General features: G+C 29.9%; 13 protein-coding genes. 2 read left to right on the forward strand and 11 right to left on the reverse strand.

The features are described from left to right. Window positions 1–129: 129 nt before the first annotated feature. The 6 genes from H9Q20_RS12015 to H9Q20_RS12035 form a co-directional block, all read right to left on the reverse strand. Window positions 130–1707, reverse strand: coding sequence for a DndE family protein (locus tag H9Q20_RS12015; protein ID WP_187477889.1), 1578 nt, complete (start codon window positions 1705–1707; stop codon window positions 130–132). Further along, window positions 1688–2413 (reverse strand): hypothetical protein, encoded by a 726-nt coding sequence (locus tag H9Q20_RS13295; RefSeq protein WP_262385543.1) that lies wholly within the window; start codon window positions 2411–2413, stop codon window positions 1688–1690. Before H9Q20_RS13295 ends, H9Q20_RS12015 begins: the two co-directional genes overlap by 20 nt. Before the next feature lie 11 nt (window positions 2414–2424). After that, the gene (locus H9Q20_RS13300; RefSeq protein ID WP_262385544.1) at window positions 2425–3090 is read right to left on the reverse strand and encodes an AAA family ATPase; all 666 of its coding nucleotides are present in this window, start codon (window positions 3088–3090) and stop codon (window positions 2425–2427) included. Next, window positions 3087–3266 (reverse strand): DNA modification system-associated small protein, encoded by a 180-nt coding sequence (locus H9Q20_RS12025; protein ID WP_187477890.1) that lies wholly within the window; start codon window positions 3264–3266, stop codon window positions 3087–3089. Before H9Q20_RS12025 ends, H9Q20_RS13300 begins: the two co-directional genes overlap by 4 nt. After that, entirely contained in the window at window positions 3263–5449 is a 2187-nt protein-coding gene (locus H9Q20_RS12030) for a helicase associated domain-containing protein (protein WP_187477891.1), read from the reverse strand. The genes H9Q20_RS12025 and H9Q20_RS12030 overlap by 4 nt, the downstream gene beginning before the upstream one ends. Window positions 5450–8133: 2684 nt before the next feature. Continuing rightward, window positions 8134–9381 (reverse strand): hypothetical protein, encoded by a 1248-nt coding sequence (locus H9Q20_RS12035; protein ID WP_187477892.1) that lies wholly within the window; start codon window positions 9379–9381, stop codon window positions 8134–8136. A 343-nt stretch (window positions 9382–9724) separates the two neighbouring features. On the opposite strand from H9Q20_RS12035, the gene H9Q20_RS12040 reads away from it, so the two are divergent. Both H9Q20_RS12040 and H9Q20_RS12045 read left to right on the forward strand, forming a co-directional pair. Beyond that, window positions 9725–10840 carry an AAA family ATPase gene (locus H9Q20_RS12040; RefSeq protein WP_187477893.1) on the forward strand — a complete coding sequence of 372 codons (1116 nt, stop codon included), beginning with the start codon at window positions 9725–9727 and terminating at the stop codon, window positions 10838–10840. Further along, window positions 10833–11552, forward strand: coding sequence for a hypothetical protein (locus H9Q20_RS12045; protein WP_187477894.1), 720 nt, complete (start codon window positions 10833–10835; stop codon window positions 11550–11552). The genes H9Q20_RS12040 and H9Q20_RS12045 overlap by 8 nt, the downstream gene beginning before the upstream one ends. Before the next feature lie 165 nt (window positions 11553–11717). Here H9Q20_RS12045 and H9Q20_RS12050 read toward each other — a convergent pair whose 3' ends face one another. The 5 genes from H9Q20_RS12050 to H9Q20_RS12070 all read right to left on the reverse strand — a co-directional run bounded on the left by H9Q20_RS12050 (window position 11718) and on the right by H9Q20_RS12070 (window position 16245). Further along, entirely contained in the window at window positions 11718–11864 is a 147-nt protein-coding gene (locus H9Q20_RS12050; RefSeq protein ID WP_164472040.1) for a hypothetical protein, read from the reverse strand. Continuing rightward, the gene (locus H9Q20_RS12055) at window positions 11848–12435 is read right to left on the reverse strand and encodes a zeta toxin family protein (RefSeq protein WP_124642927.1); all 588 of its coding nucleotides are present in this window, start codon (window positions 12433–12435) and stop codon (window positions 11848–11850) included. Before H9Q20_RS12055 ends, H9Q20_RS12050 begins: the two co-directional genes overlap by 17 nt. Before the next feature lie 1693 nt (window positions 12436–14128). Then, window positions 14129–14725 (reverse strand): SMI1/KNR4 family protein, encoded by a 597-nt coding sequence (locus H9Q20_RS12060; RefSeq protein WP_187477895.1) that lies wholly within the window; start codon window positions 14723–14725, stop codon window positions 14129–14131. 219 nt (window positions 14726–14944) lie between these two features. Continuing rightward, window positions 14945–15415, reverse strand: a complete 471-nt coding sequence (locus H9Q20_RS12065; protein WP_187477896.1) for a Panacea domain-containing protein — start codon at window positions 15413–15415, stop codon at window positions 14945–14947. Further along, window positions 15412–16245, reverse strand: a complete 834-nt coding sequence (locus tag H9Q20_RS12070) for a hypothetical protein (protein ID WP_187477897.1) — start codon at window positions 16243–16245, stop codon at window positions 15412–15414. Before H9Q20_RS12070 ends, H9Q20_RS12065 begins: the two co-directional genes overlap by 4 nt. Window positions 16246–16262: the final 17 nt, after the last annotated feature.

Genomic DNA, 16262 nt, shown 5'->3' on the forward strand with positions numbered 1-16262 from the left:
ACTTAACCCGCTCTTTTGCAAAACCGATGTTATGTGAAGGCTTTTTTTCATTACGTGATTGTGAAAGCTCTTTTGCATTTTTTTGTTGGCTTTGAGCGTTAGATAAAAATGCAAATGTGCTTGAACTTATTATAATCCTTCATCTCTTTTTGTTTTCCACCACTGCCTAAGTTCTATTATTTTAGGTTCTCCGATGTTTATTAATCCTTTGCCTGAATCTAATTTTTTGATTTCCGTTTCAAGTTTATACTTACTGCTTGGTGTTCCTACAAAATTACTGATTGCCTTATAATCTTTGTTTTGAATATTCAAGCAAATTGGTAATTTAACTTGTGAAGCAAAATCAAAATCTTTTGTTTTGTAATCTTCAACGCCTTGTGATAGCATCACTACAATAACTCCTTTTGACCTTAAAAGTCTTAACAAATCTTCAAGTGCTTTTCTTGCATTTTTGTTTTTTAGATAGATATGAGCTTCATCAATTACGATTACATATCTAACAGGGAAAATATGCTCTTTCGGCTCGCAGTCATTTGTGGAACTAAAATATGAATTAAAATATCTGAGCAAAAGGAATACAACTAACTGACGTAATGTGTCGGAAAGAGCAGGTGGTAAATTCAAATATAGACTTTTGCTTAAAACATCAGGATTATTGGGATCACAATTAAAAATGTTAGTAGATAAATCTCTTATTACGGAGTACAAAGTATCTTGCCTAATTCCGTTTTCTTCGTAGTAACTTTCTAAATCTTCAAATAATTCAGTTATAGTTGGATATGAACCATTTTTGCTGTCAAGTAAATCATTGATTAAGCTTATCAATATATTTTCTTGACTAACTCCCATTCTTGGAACGAATGTAGAAATAGTATCTACAAATGCACGAATACTAAAAGGTCTTTGTCTTTCGTCTAAATTTATGGATAAGAAAGGATTAAAATCGACTCCTCCATCATTGACAACATCGACAAATTCGGCTTTTGTTGCTTCTAAAAATGGTTTTAGTTGTTCTGGATTTCCTTCTCCTTTGTAATCGAAAAATATAAATTTCAATTCACTATTTGAGTTTTTAGAAATCTGATAAAGAATGTCTTTTATTAGTTGAGTTTTTCCTGAACCAGCCATTCCTGCAATTGCAATATTTCTATTGTCAAATTCTCGAAGATCATTAATTTTAATTACAATTGGTTCATCATTTTCTGATTTCCCAATTTCAAATGATAATAATTCTTGAAACTCTTTAACTTCTGATTTTCTAGTATTAGTTGAAATATGAGTAGTATTTGACCTTAAAGTCAATCCTTTTTTTATTGGTTTCAACAGAATATCTATATGATTCCCTTTTGTAATTTCTCCATTTTCTACACTTTCATTCCATATCTTTAAACCGTGATTTAGATGAAGTTTAAAAAGTTTTACAAACTCATCTTCGAAAGTATTTTTGTTATAATGTTGGTCCAATATTGATTTATAAATAACAACATTTGATGTATCATTGATGAGAGTTCCAAAAAGAGCTTTATCGTCCCTAAATTCTTTTCCATCAGATTTCGGAATATTTTCATTTTCTAAATCAAAATATTTGCCTGTTTGCAAGCTTAATGCAAATGCAATACGAGGAGCAATTCCCTCATTTTTGAAACCATATAAACTTTTTAGATTATACAGAATTTCATCATTTTCTTTACTTAATGTTATTCTCATAATTGTGGAAATAGCCGTTTTTTAAATTAGTATTTGCACCATCGTTTACCAATAGGTATGACTTCGCAATATTTTCTGAAATATCTCTAAATCGTTTAGGTGTAATCTCACTATTCGTTGAGAAAAGAACGACTTGTTCAGATAAAGCAGGATAGTATTTTTTAGTAATGCTATCTCTGTGTTCTTCGTCAAGTCTTCCTAATGGTGTATCAATGAAAATTGGCAAACTTTGAATGGATTCATTCAGAATAGCTTTAATTAAACACGAAATGTAAATTTGCTTTTCTCCTGATGATAGACTTTCCTTTCTGATTTCGTTATCGTCTTGGTCAAGTAAAGTGATTTTCATTCCTTGTCCAGAAGCCAAAATTGTAACTTTTACGTCTTCGATAAACTTACTTTTGTTTTCTTCGCTTGAAAGTTTGTGCATCAATGTTTTCAACTCTATTAGAATTGTTTTTTCTAAACTGTCTTTATGTCTGCTCTTTTGTTCTTCTAAAAAAGTATTGAGTGCGTCAATATACTTTTCAGTTTCCTTGATTTTTAATTTGTTTTGAGCATTGATTTCAACTTTACTTCTGAGAGTTACAAGTTCTTGATTAAATCGGGTTATATCTTTCTTTACTTTGTTTATTTTTTGAGTATTTTCTCCAATTTTTCTATTGTTTTCAGTGGTTTTGTTTTCAGCAGTTTCTTTCTTAGCCAAATAATCTAAAACTATATCATCAACTTTAAAGTATTGATATAAAACTCAAAGTCATCAATTAGTGTTTCGTAATTGTCTAACCCTAATATTTTCCCAAGTGCATCATTTATAAAACTTCCTTCTTCTTTTATTGATAGATTGGCTATTTCAGCAATTTTCTCTGCATCAAAAAATACAAACTTTGCAGCATCTATCGGAATAATATAATCGTTTATGAAATTGAATTTGTCTTCTTCATTATCAAAAATTTCTATGTTTGATATTGGATCAATAATGGACAGTTTTTCTTCTGTTGTTGATGTGTTTCTTGATCGAGTTATTAATACTTTATCGGCATTTGACGATAGTTTAGAAATTTCGGGTAATTCTATTTCTTCAACCAAAATACTTACTGAAAAGGTATCAATACCTTCTTTTTGAGCAGACCAGTTTATTGATTGTTGCATAAATGAAGAATAGTTTTTCTCTTTTTGAATTTCTTTTTTGAAATTGTCGTCTATTTGAGAAATTTTTTCTCCATACAAACACCAAACAATTGATAGTAAAAAGTTGGTTTTACCATATCCGTTTTTACCACCAATAACTACAATATTCTTGTCGTCATTAGTAGATAAATCAAAATCAACAGTTTTATAATACTGTCTGAAATTGTTGATTTTTATATTGGAAAATTTCATTTTATAGCTTTTTCGATTACATCAACAATTTTTTGCTGATGATAGTTAATACGTTTTATTTTTTTTGCTTTGACAGAATCTAACAAAGATTCTAAAGATTTGTAATCAACTCCTTTGGTAGAACAAATCTCTTTTAGTCTTTCATTTTGATGTATTTTGTTATCTTTTATTTTCATAAACTTAAATTTTTCAATATTTCACATGCTTTTGAAAAATATGATTTTTCATTCTTATCCAGTTCATCATTCTCATATAATTTTCTTTGTTTGTAAAAGAATTGATATAGATTTTCTTCTCCTTGCTTGTTTGCACCTGGCAATCTTCGCTTCTCTGTAATGAATTCAAGAAGCTCATCATATTTCTCTGTTGAGTTCAATCTTCTTCTCCCATTTATTGGAGGGAACTTTTCAAAAACTTCAATAATTAGTTTACCTTTTTGTTCGTCTAAATCTTTTATTTTTCTTTTTTGAACATTAAGCCATCTATAAAGTCTAATTTCTTCCTCTGGAACTCCATTAGAAAAAGGTAATCTATTTTCAAGTAAAAGAAATTTTTGTAAATCTTCATATCTCTCTTCCCAAGAATTTCGCTCAATAACATCAGAGTCTTTTAGTATTTCAAAGTCTTCAGAATAATTTTTATTCTTTAGTCCAACATAAGAATTTTTAAAGAAACTAAAAGTTTCAGATTCATCTATTCTAAGGTTATAGTAGATGCTTTTTTCATTGGAATTTGGTCTATATTTTAATACATATTCTGTGATTTCTGAAATATGTTTTGGATTATCAGATTGCTCAAGAAATTCAGTTGAAATACTTCTGATTGTACCACCTTTGAAATCTTCTAATTCATTTTCCCATTTTTTTAAACCAAATACGCTTTTTCTTCCCACTGGTACAAATCCATTATTCCTTTTCATTGAAGCACGAACTTTATTTTCGTCTGTTTCGTAATTAGGGTGTAGCTCAAGTATTTTTTTAGTAATTTCTTCAACCTTAGAAGGCTTACCTAATATCTCAAGTGCCTCATAAGAATATTCAAATGCTTGTTTGATTGTGTTTCTTTTGAAAATGATATTATCATCTAAATCAAGATATAAACTGAATTCATCATTCATTATTTTTTCAGCAATAGGAAAGGCTGTTTCTATTATTTCTATGTCGAAATCATTTATAAACCTTGACAAATAACTTTTGAAATTGAACGAATAAGTTTCTTCTATTCTTTCGTTTAATCTTTCATTTACATCATTAGCAAAAGATACAAAATCGACTTTTGAAAATTCCCTATTTACGATATAAAAATTGTTCCAATTATGTCGGTTTCGGCTACTTGAAAACTTAGGTAATAACACATCTTCGATGTTTCCAATTATAACAAAATCATTACTTAAATATACTGCAAGAATATACGAGATAAATTCTTTAGAAAAACTGGTTTTATTTAGTGAGTTAATTTGGGTAACTAAATTTTCTTTTACTTCAATTAAGTTTGCGGATAAGTCAATGCCATAATTTTGAAATAAGTCATCATTGAAATTTTTTATAAAAGATAATTTTTCAAATAATTCATTAATGCAATCTTTTCGTATTTGTCTTACATGTTCTCTTGATAAATTGTTCTCCGAAGCGATTTCGTCAAGAGTTTGTTCTTTATCGTTCTGATAGATTTTTAATGATTTTTGAATTATTATATTGTGATTTTCATTGAAAAGTGCATTGTTTTTAAGTAAGAAATCGGTTAATTGAAAAATAGATTCAGACTGTAAAATTTCAGATGGAATTCTAGAAATAGAAAAAGTCCTTTGAATTAAAAAATTATTTTTTAAAGTTATCAGTTGTTTTTCATCATTAGCTTGTTTAACATCTATTATAAAATCATTTACAATAGAAATATAAATTTCCAACTCTGGAATAGATTTTCTTCCAACATTTTCTATATCTACAATCTTGAAATCCTTATCTAAAAGAATTTTTTCAGCAAAATTTCTAACACTAAAATTGTATTTTAAAAACTGTGAAATTGCGTTTTTACTTCTTACGGAAAGACTATTTGTATTCACGAGAATGAAGCTGTTAATAACCTCTCTTTGTATTCTTGTTAAGTTTGCAAGAATTTCTTCTAATGGATTTGTCCTTGTTTGTTCATTTGTATTATCTGCGTTCTTTGTTTGATATTTCTTACAAACCTCAATCAATTCTTCATTAGATCTACGTCCACAATTACGAAGCTTTTCAAATGAACTATTTGTTAGATAGTATTCTTTTAGTTTATTAATAGAATCAAGACCATTATATCTACAAACATTATAAGAGCGAACGCTGATTTCTTCATTGTCAAAAATTTCGTCTATTGTCATTTTGCAGTATAATTGATTATCAAGTTTTCGTTTGGTAAGTTAAGAAGTATTTTTAAATTTAAATTACGGTTTTCCTCATTTTGTTAGCGTTGGGAAAATAGCTCTTTTGGTTTTTTGCTTTTGGTTTGTGTGGCTGGAAAAACCAAATGTGCTATTTTCGGCTGTTGCAATAAGCTTTCACATAACGGACGGTTTGCGGCTTTGTGAAGTGCGGACTTTGATTATCAAGTACTTATACAATCTCAACACCAAGCAAAAAGCCATTTTTCTTTTGCTAAAATACAAAAATTAGGAAAAGAAAAGGGCTTTTGCGAATAAATATCTAAAAATTTTCAACGCAAGAGCCTGACCTCCGCATTTCACAAAACCGTCTGTTGTCCGTAGTATTTTCAATTCGAGGGCGAATTTAACTGGGTTAAATTCAGTTCGAGAAGTTGAAAATCAAGGACGACAAAGAGAAAAGAAGCGTATTTCCAAAGAATTTCAGATTGATAATTTTCGCCAAGTCACTTCAATTTTTCACGCACAAATTCAGGATTCCTCAGCTCGATATTTTAATAATCAGCGCTGTTAAAACGGAATAATTTTCAGCAAGATATTCAGCACAATTTTTCGAAAATCAACAGGATAATTTTCGGCAAGATATTCAGCACAATTTTTTGAATTTTCAGGCAGAAATTATTCGGCATAAAATTTAGAAATCAGCAGGGTATAGGTCAAAAAATGTTCAAATTTGTAAAATCTTCGATTTGATAACGCTCTTCAAATATTACGGACAACGGTTCGCGGCTTTGTGAAGTGCGGGCTTTGATTATCAAGTACTTATGCAATCTCTACACCAAGCAAAAAGCCATTTTTCTTTTGCTAAAATACAAAAATTAGGAAAAGAAAAAGGCTTTTTGCGAATAATTTCTCAAAAATTTCAACGCAAGAGCCTGACCTCCGCATTTCACAAAACCGTCTGTTGTCCGTAGTATTTTCAATTCGAGGGCGAATTTAACTGGGTTAAATTCAGTTCGAGAAGTTGAAAATCAAGGACGACAAAGAGACAAGAAGCGTATTTCCAAAGAAATTCCGACTGATAATTTTCGCCAAGTCACTTCAATTTTTCACGCACACAAATTCAGGAATTCTCAGCCCAATATTTTAAAAATCAGCACGGTTAAAACGGAATAATTTTCAGTATGATATTCAGCACAATTTCCAAAAATCAATAGGATAATTTTCAGCAAGATATTCAGCTTAATTTTTCAAATTTTCACGCAGAAATTATTCGGCATAAAATTTAGAAATCAGCAGGGTAGAGGTCAATAAATGTTCAAATTTGCAAAATCTTCGATTTGATAACGCTCTTCAAATATTACGGACAACGGTTTGCGGCTTTGTGAAGTGCGGGCTTTGATTATCAAGTACTTATGCAATCTCTACACTTAGCAAAAAGCCATTTTCCTTTTGCTAAAATACGAAAATTAGGAAAAGAAAATGGCTTTTTGCGAATAATTTCTCAAAATTTTCAACGCAAGAGCCTGACCTCCGCATTTCACAAAACCGTCTGTTGTCCGTAGTATTTTCAATTCGAGGGCGAATTTAACTGGGTTAAATTCAGTTCGAGAAGTTGAAAATCAAGGACGACAAAGAGAAAAGAAGCGTGTTTCCAAAAAATTTCAGATTGATAATTTTCGCCGAGTTAAGTTCAATTTTTCACGACAAATTTAGGATTCCTCAGCCCAATATTTTAAAAATCAATACGGTTAAAACGGAATATTTTTCAGTATGATATTCAGCACAATTTTTCGAAAATCAACAGGATAATTTTCGGCAAGATATTCAGCTTAATTTTTCAAATTTTCACGCAGAAATTATTCGGTATAAAATTCAGGAATCAGAAGGGTAGAGGTCAAAAAATTTTCAAATTTGTAAAATCTTCAATTTGATAACGCTCCTCAAATATTACGGACAACGGTTTGCGGCTTTGTGAAGTGCGGACATTGATTATCAAGTACTTATACAATCTCTACACCAAGCAAAAAGCCATTTTTCTTTTGCTAAAATACAAAAATTTGTAAAAGAAAAAGGCTTTTTTGTGAATAATTTCTCAAAACTTTCAACGCAAGAGCCTAACCTCCGCATTTCACAAAACCGTCTGTTGTCCGTAGTATTTTCAATTCGAGGGCGAATTTAACTGGGTTAAATTCAGTTCGAGAAGTTGAAAATCAAGGACGACAAAGAGAAAAGAAGCGTATTTCCAAAGAAATTCCGACTGATAATTTTCGCCAAGTTAATTTCAATTTTTCAGACAGATATTCAGGATTCCTCAACCCAATATTTTAAAAATCAGCACGGTCAAAACGGATTTATTTTCAGCATGAGATTCAGTACAATTTTCAAAAATAAATAGGATAATTTTCAGCATGAATTTCAGCTCAATTTTTAAAATTTTCACGCAGAAATTATTCGGCATAAAATTTAGAAATCAGAAGGGTAGAGGTCAATAAATTTTCAAATTTGCAAAATCTTCAATTTGATAACGCTCCTCAAATATTACGGACAACGGTTTACGGCTTGGCGATGTGGTGAATTTTTAGCACTAAAGTTCAACAGAATTACTACTGTTGAACCTTGCACAAATGTTTCATAGAAGCACTTCAGCCGCCATATTGCCAAACCGATGTTAGTGGCTGTTTTTATTTCTTGTTTCTCCATTTTCTCATATTTCCGTCCCAATCTCCTGCCCATTTTAAAGGAATAGGTCCTTCGTACAAGTCTTTGTAGAAATCTCTCCAATCCCAAGCCGGAAATCCATCATTTAGTGTTATCTCAGGTATCCAAACTTTATCTTCTTTTTCATAAAGCATTGTCCAATTTCCATCTTTTTTGTCAGCAATGTAGGCTTGTCCATAGAAAGCAAGAACAGAAGGAAACCAACTGTCAAAAAGTTTGTCGTCTGTTCCGTTCCATTTAAGGGCTTCGTCAATTAAATCAATGCCTAAACTGTCTAAGGAAAGTTGTTCTTTATCAAAATTTAAAAGTTCTGGTAATTTATCAATAAGTTGATTGACCATTTTAGGAAAGTTTTGACCATAAGTGTCAGATATTTTTTGATAAAAATGTTCTGATGTCACTCCTTTGTCTTTGAATTCCTCGTATCTTTTTTGAGCAACTCTAACTTCATCTATATTATTGTAAACTCTTAATGTCCCAATACCTATTTTTTCTGATTTCGCTACATTTAGTTGATTGAAGTCGTCAAGCAAAATATAATAACCATTTTCAGATTTGTACAAATTTCCGTAAAAGTCAGACGCTACAAAAACTTTGCTTTCAATTAGAGTGAGTTTGTGGTTTTTTATAAGGTCTTTCTCGTATTTGGGATAAATAAGGTGGTCGCTTGGTTCATACTCTAAAAGAGGGTCACCACTTGCTAATTTTTTCATTAAGTATTCATCATCATCAGAACCGTACACTTGTTCTGCTATCGTATTATTTTCGGAAGACAAGGTTTTTAAGTCTGGATAAATGGCTGCACTTTTAAAATTTTGAGATTTGTCAATAAATAAGATTTGTCCAGTATTTAGTTGATATACTTCAAAATCAAAATGCTCCGGCATTTCACTTTTTAAGTTTTTAAGTTGCTTTGGGTTTTCGACTTGAACAATATTATTGCCTTTTTCAAAGGTCAATTCAATCTTGTAAGAAATGTTTTTCTTTAAGTTCCATATTGTATTTTTTACAAATCTAATTTCTTCTAACTTCTTAAATTTTTCAAGATTGTCAATGATTACAGCATTCTTGTCATAAAACTCAACAATTATACTGCTGTCAGAAAGTAAAAATGTTCTTGCTGTCCATTTTTTTCGCAGAGTGTTGTCTTGTCGTCCATTAAACTGTGTCAAAAGTTCAGATTTAGATTTGCTATCTAATAGTTTTACCACAACTTTAGATTTGTCAAGAGTTGTAATGTCCAACGTTTGTGAGAGGGAATTTATAGTTGTCAAAGTAAGTATGATTAATAGTATTTGTCTCATTGTAGGGTGTCTCTATAAAATAGCCACTAACATTTTGGCAGCTTTGCGAGGGAGCGGACTATTGTCACAAATTTCCTTGCGAGGACTACACTTCAAATATACTAAAATATTTCAAACGGAGAAATTTCCCCGCTCTCTTGCAAAACTGCCCGTTAGGTGTAGTTCTTATGTTTTTTTATCTACCGTATTTTTTTTACGGCATTCTGGATTTAGTTTTATATATTTGCATAAACTTATACACACATTTAAGATGTTAACAAACTTTAGCGTAAGGAATTTTAAAAGTTTTAACGAGGAATTTGTATTTGATTTAAACGATACAAATGGTTATAATTTTAATAAAGATAGTGTAATAGATGGCGTTGTTGAAAATGCAATTGTCTATGGTCGTAATGGAGTAGGGAAGTCGAATTTAGGATTAGCTGTTTTTGATATAATTGACCATTTAACCGATTCTGAACATGGAGACTTGGAGTACTCACATTATTTAAATGCTTTGAATAATGAAAAATACGCAACATTTAAATATGATTTTATTATTTCTAATTGTAAAGTTAGTTATGTATATAAGAAGAATGAAAATCGAACTTTGATATATGAAAAATTAACAATTGATGATAGTCTTATAGCAGAGATTGACAGAGAAATAAGTAATAAAGCAATAATTAATTTAAAAGGAACAGAGAGTTTAAATAAAGACATTAAGAATTTAAATTTGTCATTACTTAAATATATAAAAAACAATTCTGTATTAGATGATAATGATAATTTCAACAATGTGTTTCTATGCTTTTTGAAATTTATTGACGGGATGTTGTTTTTCCGCTCATTAGATGGTAATTCATATATGGGTATTGAAACGGGCTCTAAAGATATACAGGAAGATATAATTGAAAGAGGAAATGTAAAGGATTTTGAATTATTTTTAAATAGAGCAGGGATTGAATGTAAATTGAAAGTTGTAAAAGAATCTGAGAAAAATATTATTGCATTTGATTTTGACGGGAAATCTATTTCTTTTTTTAGAATTGCATCTCAAGGGACAAGAGCTTTGACACTTTTTTATTTTTGGATGCAAAGATTGAAAGAAGAATCTAAAGTAACATTTTTATTTATAGATGAGTTTGATGCATTTTATCATCATGAATTATCACGATTAATTGTAGAAGAATTGAAAAAGCTTGATATTCAATTTGTATTAACAACACACAATACTTCTATAATGACTAATGATTTGCTAAGGCCTGACTGTTATTTTGTTATGAATAAGGATAATATCAAATCTTTATCTAAAAGCACTGAAAAGGAGCTAAGAGAAGCTCATAACTTAGAGAAAATGTATAAAGCAGGTTCATTCGATGTCTAATATTTTGTTTGTATTTGAAGGTGAGAAAACAGAAGATCAAATTGTAGCAAGTTTTACTAAACATGTTTTCAAGGATAAGACAGTAATTACTTGTGCATTTTGTGCTGAAATATATCAGCTTCATAGAGCATTGGCTAATGATGAAGATTTAGACACATTTTCATTATTAAAAAACATTCCCCAAAATAAAGAAATATTAAAAGAATTTAATCGTGATGATTTTGCTGAAATATACCTCTTTTTTGATTATGATGGTCATTCAACTTTAGCTTCTGATGATGCATTGACTGAAATGCTTGAAATTTTTAATGAAGAAACAGATTTAGGAAAACTATATATTAGTTATCCTATGGTTGAAAGTATAAAACATTTTTCAGATGATTTAGACTTTAAGAATTTAAAAGTTGAGGCAAAAGAAAATATAAAGTATAAAAAAATGGTTTCAGAACAGGCTGATAATGTATATCAACAGTTTTCTAAATATACATTTGATATTTGGAAAATATTATTGACCGCACATCTTAGTAAAATGAACTATATAGTAAAAGATAGTTTTATTTTTCCAGAAGAAACATTTGCACAAGGAGAAATATTTCAGCATCAAAAAGTAAAATATATTGGCAAAGATTCTACCATTTCTGTTTTAAGTGGTTTTCCTGTTTTTATGTTCGATTATTTTGGTGTTAAAAAATTCTGTGAAATTATAGCGTAACGTTTTTTTAGAATTACACCTAACGGACATTTTGGCAGCTTTGCGAGGGAGTGGACTATTATCACAAATTTCCTTGCGAGAACTACATTTCAAATATACTATAATATTTCAAACGGAGAACTTCTTCCGCTCTCTTGCAAAACTGCCCGTTAGCTGTAGCCCGAATTATGGATTTAGCTTTACGATTTTGTCCTCACGAATGACTACAATTTTACTTTTTTTCTCTTTTTTAAATTCTATCATTTTTTCATAGGCCTTTTCAAGACCTTTCAAAATTTTAGTCTTTCTTATATTTTTAGCTTCTTGTGTCATGATATTGTTTTAATTCGTTAAATTTTAATGGATTGTGAATGATAATATCTTCATCGATGTTTTTCTCGGCGATTAAAATATGCTTACCTTCAGAATTGTCAAAAATCAAAACTTGATCTACGATTTCCAAATAAATGTTAAATAGATTTTTGATTCCGTTTAAATATCTTCTTTCGATTACATCTTTTGGAATATCGTGTCCACCTTCACTAACTCTGATTTTTACTCGTTCTTTTGCTAACTCAGAATTTTGTAACCAGAAAAAAAGTAGAGTAGTGTTGTACCCATTTTGTTTTGCAAATTGGATTTTCTGTTTGTATGTTTTTGTTGCTAAAGTGGTCTCAAATGCAAAATTTTCTTCATTTTTGAAAAGCTCGTCTATTCTATTTAACATTATTCTTCCAGCTTCGAATGCAACTTTTTCAGGTTGAAAAGGAGATAACCCTTTTGCAATTTCATCAGCATTTACAAACTCTTTACATTCCAGAATTTCAGGTAAAATAGTAAAAGAAGCTGTTGTTTTTCCAGCTCCGTTACATCCTGCGATGATATAAAGATTTTTTTCATTCATAAATACAAATTTACATTATTTTCTGGATGAAAAACTACTTTTATTTTTTGTGAAATCTCTAATCGGGTTACAGCTAACGGTTTGCGGCTTTGTGAAGTGCGGACTTTGATTATCAAGTATTTATGCAATCTCAACACCAAGCAAAAAGCCATTTTCCTTTTGCTAAAATACAAAAATTAGGAAAAGAAAATGGCTTTTTGCGAATAATATCTCAAAAATTTCAACGCAAGAGCCTGACCTCCGCATTTCACAAAACCGTCTGTTGTCCGTAGTATTTTCAATTCGAGGGCGAATTTAACTGGGTTAAATTCAGTTCGAGAAGTTGAAAATCAAGGACGACAAAGAGAAAAGAAGCGTATTTCCAAAGAAATTCCGACTGATAATTTTCGCCAAGTTAATTTCAATTTTTCAGACAGATATTCAGGATTCCTCAACCCAATATTTTAAAAATCAGCACGATCAAAACGGATTTATTTTCAGCATGAGATTCAGCACAATTTTTCGAAAATCAACAGGATAATTTTCAGCATGAATTTCAGCTCAATTTTTCAAATTTTCACGCAGAAATTATTCGGCATAAAATTCAGGAATCAGCAGGGTAGAGGTCAAAAAAAAATCAAATTTTCAAAATCTTCGATTTGATAACGCTCCTCAAATATTACGGACAACGGTTTTCGGCTTTGTGAAGTGCGGACTTTGATTATCAAGTATTTATGCAATCTCAACACCAAGCAAAAAGCCATTTTTCTTTTGCTAAAATACAAAAATTAGGAAAAGAAAATGGCTTTTTTGCGAATAATTTCTCAAAAATTTCAACGCAAGAGCCTGACCTCCGCATTTCACAAAACCGTCTGTTGTCCGTAGTATTTTCAATTCGAGGGCGAATTTAACTGGGTTAAATTCAGTTCGAGAAGTTGAAAATCAAGGACGACAAAGAGACAAGAAGCGTATTTCCAAAGAATTTTCAATAGTTAATTTTCGCCAAGTTAATTTAAATTTTTCACGCACACAAATTCAGGATTCCTCAGCCCGATATTTTAATAATCAGCGCTGTTAAAACGGAATATTTTTCAGTATGATATTCAGCACAATTTCCAAAAATCAACAGGATAATTTTCAGCATGAATTTCAGCACAATTTTTAAAATTTTCACGCAGAAATTATTCGACATAAAATTTAGAAATCAGCAGAGTAGAGGTCAAAAAAACATTCAAATTTGCAAAATCTTCAATTTGATAACGCTCCTTAAATATTCTGACTAACGTTAATTTTTAATGTTGATAATCAGATGGTTATGATTTTCAATTTTTCAACTATTTGATTATCAAAAATAGTAGAAATTTCTCTCGTTAGCACCTAAAAACAACTTCGTTTTCGAGTAGGGGAATTACGGACAACGAAAAAGTATTGGCGAAGTGCGGGCTTTCGAAGAACAAAATGTTCAAGAACGACCAAACGTAGCGAATGCTTTTTCAAGTACACTAAATTAAGAAAAAAAGTGGAATTGAAAAGCATGAGCGGATTATTTTTTCTGCTTTTCAATTCTTCCCTAAAACCCGCATTTTGCCAATACAATGTTAGCTGCAGTTTTATTTGAATAGTCTTTACAAGTGCTCAAATATCTGTTTAACGGATTATTTATAGTACATTTTTTAAATTATGAAATTTAGATTTCTTTAATGTTATTAATTGGTTATTGATGAAATGTCATCTCTCTTTCCAATTCTAAAATTATCCATTCCAAAAAATTTAATCTTTTCTTTTGATTTTCGATATCATATTCAGGGTAAACTTCTTGATTTGATGCATAATCATCAATCCAAACATTTCCATATTCATTTCCATTGATAACTAAAAATGCAGATGTCCCACAACCATATCCTACAAGTGTAATTTCTCCATTTAGATAGCCTTCTCTAAAAATGTTTCTTTCTGTATCATAAATTACTTCAAAGGGGAAATCATCATTGCCTTCATCATCTTCTTTAGAATAAAATTTGACTTTTGTGTTTAATTTGAATGGTAATGATGGATTATACTCTTTTTCTTGATAAAAAAAATTCTCAAAGTCTATTTTATTTAAAATATTTCGTTTCCACATATCTTTATTTTCAATACCATTAGCTATTGTCATAATAAACCATTTATAATCGGATGGTAGTTTTATTTGAAACTTTTTTTCAAATTGGTCAATTTCATTTTCTTTAACAATAGGTAAAAAATTATATTCATCATTGAATAATTTTTTAAACTTTTCAATTGTATTTAATACATCAACTTTATTGCTCATATGAATGGAAGAGTTTTTCTGAAAAATTGCAGCTAACGGAAAAAGTATTGGCGAAGTGCGGGATTAAAAGCGATTTCAAGTCAATTAAAAACCAAACGGAGCCGATATTTTTTCCATGAAGTGAAATTACACAAAACTAGCGAAATGGAAAAATAGCGGCGGCGAAAATATCACAAAATTTTATATGAAAACTTCACCCCGCATTTTGCCAATACAATGTTAGCGGAAGTTTTTATTGTTAAATTCTTTTGCCAATTCAACTAAATCTAAATAATTATATTTAATGTTTGATTTTATTGGAAATGATGAATATACTAGATTTATGAAATCTGACCAATTTAGTTTAAATGTGTAATCAATAAATTGATCTGCAATTCTCTTTATATTATTTTCAAGTATAATTTCATCTCTATTGATCAATTCAAATTTATCAGAAATTCCTCCCAAGGAATTCTGAAAACTTCTAACATTGAAAACTTCATGTTTTGATTTCATTAAATTTATTACATCATTGACATACGGACCATAGTGATTGTAAACCCATTTAATATTGGTGTATTGGTGACCATTTTCGATTGTATATCTCCAATCGATTAAATAAATTAGTTTTACTAATCTCGGTTTGGAAAGTTCAGAAACGTCTGGATATTTTTGTAAGATATATCTTGTTAGTTTTTCTAAATTGTTCATATTCCCAAAATGTTTTCTGTTAATGCAATACCATTATTTTTCTCAATGAACATCATTAAAGGCTCTTCAATGTCGCTCAATTTTTCCAAAATGCTATCTTTTGTGAAAGTTGTTGGATTTAAACTTTCGAAAACTAATACAGCTTTTGGATTACCATCATATCCATCTATTCTATAAACGTAAAAGTTTCTAGATTTCATACGAATTCCCTCAACAACATTTTTTGAAATGGGAAATATATTATTAACTCTGTTGTAGTAATTATTAATGCCATTTCGACCTTGCGTAATCTCTGGCAAATTATCACAGAAGAAATCTCCTTCTTTCCAGCCCTTTCCAATAAATCCTTCATCAATTGGATAGTCATTTCTTCCCATTTCCATTAATGTTGGGTCAATTGATGTTCGTCCAATTAATTTAAATCTATTATTATAAACCTTATAAACACTAATCCTTTCAGTGTGTTTAAAATCTAAGCTTTTGATAAGTAGCTTTAAGTAAGAATTAAATAATTCACTTGTTTCGCCAACTAAATCATTTAACCTATTTTCCAAGTCAATTATTTTTTCGCCTTTTGAAATATTATCTTTTTCTATTTTACTGACCTCAGTTCCATGAATTAAAGAGATAATTCCAAAAATTAAGGCAGAAAATACAACTATGTAATAAATTATTTTTCCGTATGCAAATTCTTTTGCTCCAAAAAATCCTCCTTTCCATTCATTTACATTCGATATGTCTATTACCGACAGTGCTATAACTAATATTGCAGAGATAATACCAGATTTGTCAAAAAGGAAATCAATAAATTGTTTACATTTATTTCTCATAGTTTGTCATAAAATTT

Source organism: Amniculibacterium sp. G2-70, assembly GCF_014353055.1.
GTDB lineage: Bacteria > Bacteroidota > Bacteroidia > Flavobacteriales > Weeksellaceae > Amniculibacterium > Amniculibacterium aquaticum.

What these genes read in the sequence shown, in the direction of transcription:
- H9Q20_RS12015 (WP_187477889.1), bottom strand. Translation starts at nt 1,707, where the DNA reads ATGAGAATAACATTAAGTAAAGAAAATGATGAAATTCTGTATAATCTA.
- H9Q20_RS13300 (WP_262385544.1), bottom strand. Translation starts at nt 3,090, where the DNA reads ATGAAATTTTCCAATATAAAAATCAACAATTTCAGACAGTATTATAAA.
- H9Q20_RS12025 (WP_187477890.1), bottom strand. Translation starts at nt 3,266, where the DNA reads ATGAAAATAAAAGATAACAAAATACATCAAAATGAAAGACTAAAAGAG.
- H9Q20_RS12030 (WP_187477891.1), bottom strand. Translation starts at nt 5,449, where the DNA reads ATGACAATAGACGAAATTTTTGACAATGAAGAAATCAGCGTTCGCTCT.
- H9Q20_RS12040 (WP_187477893.1), top strand. Translation starts at nt 9,725, where the DNA reads ATGTTAACAAACTTTAGCGTAAGGAATTTTAAAAGTTTTAACGAGGAA.
- H9Q20_RS12045 (WP_187477894.1), top strand. Translation starts at nt 10,833, where the DNA reads ATGTCTAATATTTTGTTTGTATTTGAAGGTGAGAAAACAGAAGATCAA.
- H9Q20_RS12050 (WP_164472040.1), bottom strand. Translation starts at nt 11,864, where the DNA reads ATGACACAAGAAGCTAAAAATATAAGAAAGACTAAAATTTTGAAAGGT.
- H9Q20_RS12055 (WP_124642927.1), bottom strand. Translation starts at nt 12,435, where the DNA reads ATGAATGAAAAAAATCTTTATATCATCGCAGGATGTAACGGAGCTGGA.
- H9Q20_RS12060 (WP_187477895.1), bottom strand. Translation starts at nt 14,725, where the DNA reads ATGAGCAATAAAGTTGATGTATTAAATACAATTGAAAAGTTTAAAAAA.
- H9Q20_RS12065 (WP_187477896.1), bottom strand. Translation starts at nt 15,415, where the DNA reads ATGAACAATTTAGAAAAACTAACAAGATATATCTTACAAAAATATCCA.
- H9Q20_RS12070 (WP_187477897.1), bottom strand. Translation starts at nt 16,245, where the DNA reads ATGAGAAATAAATGTAAACAATTTATTGATTTCCTTTTTGACAAATCT.